The organism is Citrobacter sp. wls826 (assembly GCF_005281245.1).
Taxonomy (GTDB): domain Bacteria; phylum Pseudomonadota; class Gammaproteobacteria; order Enterobacterales; family Enterobacteriaceae; genus Citrobacter; species Citrobacter braakii.
Genome location: NZ_SZWS01000005.1, coordinates 1 through 5,401 on the forward strand (window position 1 = coordinate 1; position 5,401 = coordinate 5,401).

At 50.2% G+C, this 5,401-nt stretch carries 8 protein-coding genes; all 8 read left to right on the forward strand.

Annotated elements, in window-relative coordinates:
* Positions 1–139 precede the first annotated feature (139 nt).
* Positions 140–862, forward strand: a complete 723-nt coding sequence (locus FDW87_RS00435; protein WP_003023643.1) for a transcriptional regulator — start codon at positions 140–142, stop codon at positions 860–862.
* The gene (tusD, locus tag FDW87_RS00440) at positions 862–1,248 is read left to right on the forward strand and encodes a sulfurtransferase complex subunit TusD (protein WP_016154766.1); all 387 of its coding nucleotides are present in this window, start codon (positions 862–864) and stop codon (positions 1,246–1,248) included. Before FDW87_RS00435 ends, tusD begins: the two co-directional genes overlap by 1 nt.
* Positions 1,248–1,607 carry a sulfurtransferase complex subunit TusC gene (gene tusC, locus FDW87_RS00445; RefSeq protein ID WP_047415984.1) on the forward strand — a complete coding sequence of 120 codons (360 nt, stop codon included), beginning with the start codon at positions 1,248–1,250 and terminating at the stop codon, positions 1,605–1,607. The genes tusD and tusC overlap by 1 nt, the downstream gene beginning before the upstream one ends.
* A 7-nt stretch (positions 1,608–1,614) precedes the next feature.
* Positions 1,615–1,902: a sulfurtransferase complex subunit TusB gene (tusB, locus tag FDW87_RS00450; RefSeq protein WP_016157620.1), complete on the forward strand. Its 288-nt coding sequence runs from the start codon at positions 1,615–1,617 to the stop codon at positions 1,900–1,902.
* Between the two features lie 125 nt (positions 1,903–2,027).
* Positions 2,028–2,402, forward strand: a complete 375-nt coding sequence (gene rpsL / locus FDW87_RS00455) for a 30S ribosomal protein S12 (protein WP_003023654.1) — start codon at positions 2,028–2,030, stop codon at positions 2,400–2,402.
* Positions 2,403–2,497: 95 nt separating this feature from the next.
* On the forward strand, positions 2,498–2,968 hold the full coding sequence (gene rpsG / locus FDW87_RS00460) for a 30S ribosomal protein S7 (RefSeq protein ID WP_016154763.1): 471 nt from the start codon (positions 2,498–2,500) through the stop codon (positions 2,966–2,968).
* A 96-nt stretch (positions 2,969–3,064) separates the two neighbouring features.
* Complete coding sequence (gene fusA, locus FDW87_RS00465) at positions 3,065–5,179, forward strand: elongation factor G (RefSeq protein ID WP_016154762.1); 2,115 nt, start codon at positions 3,065–3,067, stop codon at positions 5,177–5,179.
* 69 nt (positions 5,180–5,248) lie between these two features.
* Positions 5,249–5,401: GTP-binding protein (locus FDW87_RS00470; protein ID WP_001690099.1), on the forward strand; the 153-nt coding region annotated here is incomplete at its 3' end.

A 5,401-nucleotide genomic window follows, 5' to 3' on the forward strand; every position in this document is an offset into this window, starting at 1 on the left:
GCGGTTTTTTATTATCGACAGGATATAATTAATACTGGAAAGCGCCTTGTGCGCTGTATTACTTTAGATGCCCCTATAATAGTGATGAGCCTGCCCTGACAACATAACGACAGGCTCCTGAAAAGGAGTGCTTTTTTTCATGTCCAGGTCGCTTTTAACCAACGAAACCAGTGAGCTAGATTTACTGGATCAACGTCCTTTCGATCAAACCGATTTCGATATCCTCAAATCCTACGAAGCGGTTGTGGACGGGTTGGCGATGCTCATTGGTTCCCATTGTGAAATCGTATTGCACTCTTTGCAGGATTTGAAATGCTCGGCCATCCGCATTGCTAACGGTGAACACACGGGCCGCAAAATTGGCTCGCCGATTACTGACCTTGCGTTGCGTATGCTGCATGATATGACGGGTGCGGATAGCAGCGTGTCGAAGTGTTACTTCACACGTGCGAAAAGCGGTGTCTTGATGAAGTCGGTGACGATTGCCATTCGCAACCGTGAGCATCGCGTGATTGGTCTGCTGTGCATCAACATGAACCTTGATGTTCCATTCTCGCAGATAATGAATACCTTTATCCCACCGGAAACCCCGGAAGTGGGTTCTGCCGTTAACTTCGCTTCTTCGGTGGAAGACCTGGTTACCCAAACGTTGGAATTCACGATTGAAGAAGTGAATGCTGATCGTAATGTTTCCAACAATGCCAAGAATCGCCAGATTGTCCTGAATCTGTATGAGAAAGGTATTTTCGATATTAAAGATGCCATTAACCAGGTCGCCGATCGGCTGAACATCTCCAAGCACACGGTTTACCTCTATATTCGTCAGTTCAAAAGCGGCGATTTCCAGGGGCAAGACAAGTAATGCGTTTTGCCATTATGGTGACGGGGCCAGCTTATGGCACGCAGCAGGCGAGCAGCGCGTTGCAATTTGCTCACGCGTTACTCAAAGAAGGGCATGAGCTATGCAGCGTCTTTTTCTATCGTGAAGGTGTGTATAACGCCAACTTCCTGACTTCGCCCGCCAGTGATGAATATGATCTGGTGCGGGCCTGGCAACAGCTGAACCAGCAGCATGGCGTGACGCTGAATATCTGTGTAGCTGCGGCGCTGCGTCGCGGCGTCGTTGATGAAACAGAAGCGAAGCGACTGGGACTGGCAGGGGCTAATTTACAATCAGGTTTTAACCTCAGCGGGCTGGGTTCGCTGGCTGAGGCATCCCTGACCTGCGATCGCGTGGTGCAGTTTTAATGAAACGTGTTGCTTTTGTCTTTTCTACCGTGCCGCATGGCAGTTCGTCTGGCCGCGAAGGGTTAGATGCCTTACTGGCGACATCGGCATTAACGGAAGACCTCGGCGTATTTTTTATCGGCGATGGCGTTTTTCAAATCCTCCAGGGACAACAGCCGGATGTCGTGCTGGCTCGCGACTATATCGCAACCTTCAAGCTGTTAGGGTTGTACGATATCGATCAATGTTGGCTTTGTGCCGCCTCGTTACGCGAGCGGGGCCTCCAGCAGGGGGGTAATTTTGTGGTCGATGCGACAGCGTTAGAACCGGAAGATTTACGCCGTGAGCTAGGCAACTATGACGTCATTTTAAGGTTTTGAGATACTCATGCTGCACACATTACATCGTTCCGCGTGGCTTACCGATTTCTCCTCTCTTCTTCGCCTGATTGATAAAGACGATGAACTTTTATTGCTTCAGGATGGCGTGACCGCGGCAATAGAAGGAAGCCGTTTCCTTGAAAGTCTGCAAAATGCCTCCATTAAGGTCTATGTACTGGAAGAAGACATTAAAGCTCGCGGCTTAGGTGGTCAAATTTCAGACAGTGTCGTCAGGGTTAGCTATACTGACTTCGTCAGACTTACGGTGAAGCATCCCAGCCAGATGTCCTGGTAATTGTGGGATCGTTGTATATTTCTTGACACCTTTTCGACACCGACCTAAAATTCTGCGTCCTCATATTGTATGAGGTCGTTTTATTACGTGTTTACGAAGCGAAAGCTACAACCAGGAGCTATTTAATGGCAACAGTTAACCAGCTGGTACGCAAACCACGCGCACGCAAAGTTGCAAAGAGCAACGTGCCTGCACTGGAAGCATGCCCGCAGAAACGTGGCGTATGTACTCGTGTATATACTACCACTCCTAAAAAACCAAACTCCGCACTGCGTAAAGTATGCCGTGTGCGTTTGACTAACGGTTTTGAAGTGACTTCCTACATCGGTGGTGAAGGTCACAACCTGCAGGAGCACTCCGTGATCCTGATCCGTGGCGGTCGTGTAAAAGACCTCCCGGGTGTTCGTTACCACACCGTTCGCGGTGCGCTTGACTGCTCCGGCGTTAAAGACCGTAAGCAATCACGCTCCAAGTATGGCGTGAAACGTCCTAAGGCTTAATGGTTCTCCGTTAAGTAAGGCCAAACGTTTTATATTAATGTCAAACTAAACTCGTAGAGTTTTGGACAATCCTGAATTAACAACGGAGTATTCCCATGCCACGTCGTCGCGTCATTGGTCAGCGTAAAATTCTGCCGGATCCTAAGTTCGGATCAGAGCTGCTGGCTAAATTTGTAAATATCCTGATGGTAGATGGTAAAAAATCTACTGCAGAAACCATCGTATACAGCGCGCTGGAGACCCTGGCTCAGCGTTCTGGTAAAGATGGCCTGGAAGCTTTTGAAGTAGCCCTTGAAAACGTGCGTCCGACTGTCGAAGTTAAGTCTCGCCGCGTTGGTGGTTCTACTTATCAGGTTCCAGTTGAAGTCCGTCCGGTTCGCCGTAATGCCCTGGCAATGCGTTGGATCGTTGAAGCTGCTCGTAAACGCGGTGATAAATCCATGGCTCTGCGCCTGGCGAACGAACTTTCTGATGCTGCAGAAAACAAAGGTACTGCAGTTAAGAAACGTGAAGACGTTCACCGTATGGCAGAAGCCAACAAGGCGTTCGCACACTACCGTTGGTAATCCCTTCGGAGTTTTAGTCACCAGGCGGGCGCTTCTAGTAAGCAGCCCGCTTTGGGCTACTTAAATTGAACGCCTAAAAGATAAACGAGGAATCAAATGGCTCGTACAACACCCATCGCGCGCTACCGTAACATCGGTATCAGTGCGCACATCGACGCCGGTAAAACCACTACTACCGAACGTATTCTGTTCTACACCGGTGTAAACCATAAAATCGGTGAAGTTCATGACGGCGCAGCCACCATGGACTGGATGGAACAGGAGCAGGAGCGTGGTATTACTATCACCTCCGCAGCGACTACTGCATTCTGGTCCGGTATGGCTAAGCAGTATGAACCGCATCGCGTTAACATCATCGACACCCCGGGGCACGTTGACTTCACTATCGAAGTAGAACGTTCCATGCGTGTGCTTGATGGTGCAGTAATGGTTTACTGCGCAGTTGGTGGTGTTCAGCCTCAGTCTGAAACCGTATGGCGTCAGGCAAACAAATATAAAGTTCCACGCATTGCGTTCGTTAACAAAATGGACCGTATGGGTGCGAACTTCCTGAAAGTTGTTGGTCAGATCAAAACCCGTCTGGGCGCGAACCCTGTTCCGCTGCAGTTGGCGATTGGCGCTGAAGAAGCGTTCACCGGTGTTGTTGACCTGGTGAAAATGAAAGCTATCAACTGGAACGAAGAAGATGCAGGCGTAACCTTCACTTATGAAGATATCCCGGCTGACATGCAGGAACTGGCTGAAGAATGGCACCAGAACCTGATCGAGTCCGCTGCGGAAGCTTCAGAAGAGCTGATGGAGAAATACCTGGGTGGTGAAGAACTGACTGAAGAAGAGATCAAAAAAGCTCTGCGTCAGCGCGTTCTGAACAACGAAATCATCCTGGTAACCTGTGGTTCTGCGTTCAAGAACAAAGGTGTTCAGGCGATGCTGGATGCGGTAATTGATTACCTGCCATCCCCAGTCGACGTACCTGCGATCAACGGTATTCTGGACGACGGTAAAGATACTCCGGCTGAGCGTCATGCTAGCGATGAAGAGCCGTTTGCTGCTCTGGCATTCAAAATCGCTACCGACCCGTTCGTGGGTAACCTGACCTTCTTCCGCGTGTACTCTGGTGTGGTTAACTCCGGTGACACCATCCTGAACTCAGTGAAAACTGCACGCGAGCGTTTTGGCCGTATCGTACAGATGCACGCTAACAAACGTGAAGAGATCAAAGAAGTTCGCGCGGGCGATATCGCTGCTGCTATCGGTCTGAAAGACGTGACCACTGGTGACACTCTGTGTGACCCGGATCACCCGATCATTCTGGAGCGTATGGAATTCCCTGAGCCGGTAATCTCCATCGCGGTAGAACCGAAAACCAAAGCTGACCAGGAAAAAATGGGTCTGGCTCTGGGCCGTCTGGCTAAAGAAGACCCGTCATTCCGCGTTTGGACTGACGAAGAATCTAACCAGACCATTATCGCCGGTATGGGTGAGCTGCACCTCGACATCATCGTTGACCGTATGAAGCGTGAATTCAACGTTGAAGCGAACGTCGGTAAACCTCAGGTTGCTTACCGTGAAGCGATTCGCGCGAAAGTTACCGATATCGAAGGTAAACACGCTAAGCAGTCTGGTGGTCGCGGTCAGTACGGTCATGTTGTTATCGACATGTACCCGCTGGAGCCGGGTTCAAACCCGAAAGGCTACGAGTTCATCAACGACATCAAAGGTGGTGTAATTCCTGGCGAATACATCCCGGCCGTTGATAAAGGCATCCAGGAACAGCTGAAATCTGGCCCGCTGGCTGGTTACCCGGTTGTTGATCTGGGCGTGCGTCTGCACTTCGGTTCTTACCATGACGTTGACTCCTCTGAGCTGGCGTTTAAACTGGCCGCTTCTATCGCCTTCAAAGATGGCTTTAAGAAAGCGAAACCAGTTCTGCTTGAGCCTATCATGAAGGTTGAAGTAGAGACTCCGGAAGAGAACACCGGTGACGTAATCGGTGACTTGAGCCGCCGTCGTGGTATGCTTCGTGGTCAGGAATCCAACGTCACTGGCGTTGTTATCCATGCTGAAGTTCCGCTGTCTGAAATGTTCGGATATGCAACCCAGCTGCGTTCTCTGACCAAAGGCCGTGCTTCTTACTCCATGGAGTTCCTGAAGTACGACGATGCGCCGAACAACGTTGCTCAGGCCGTTATTGAAGCCCGTGGTAAATAAGCCACAGGATTAAAACCTAAGTCCCGTGCTCTCTCCCCAGGGGAGAGCACTATAGTAAGGAATATAGCCGTGTCTAAAGAAAAATTTGAACGTACAAAACCGCACGTTAACGTCGGCACCATCGGCCACGTTGACCACGGTAAAACTACCCTGACCGCTGCAATCACCACCGTACTGGCTAAAACCTACGGCGGTGCTGCTCGTGCATTCGACCAGATCGAT

Excerpts from the sequence above, each read along its gene's own strand:
- FDW87_RS00435 (WP_003023643.1), top strand. The coding sequence starts at position 140 with ATGTCCAGGTCGCTTTTAACCAACGAAACCAGTGAGCTAGATTTACTG.
- fusA (WP_016154762.1), top strand. The coding sequence starts at position 3,065 with ATGGCTCGTACAACACCCATCGCGCGCTACCGTAACATCGGTATCAGT.
- rpsL (WP_003023654.1), top strand. The coding sequence starts at position 2,028 with ATGGCAACAGTTAACCAGCTGGTACGCAAACCACGCGCACGCAAAGTT.
- tusB (WP_016157620.1), top strand. The coding sequence starts at position 1,615 with ATGCTGCACACATTACATCGTTCCGCGTGGCTTACCGATTTCTCCTCT.
- rpsG (WP_016154763.1), top strand. The coding sequence starts at position 2,498 with ATGCCACGTCGTCGCGTCATTGGTCAGCGTAAAATTCTGCCGGATCCT.
- tusD (WP_016154766.1), top strand. The coding sequence starts at position 862 with ATGCGTTTTGCCATTATGGTGACGGGGCCAGCTTATGGCACGCAGCAG.
- tusC (WP_047415984.1), top strand. The coding sequence starts at position 1,248 with ATGAAACGTGTTGCTTTTGTCTTTTCTACCGTGCCGCATGGCAGTTCG.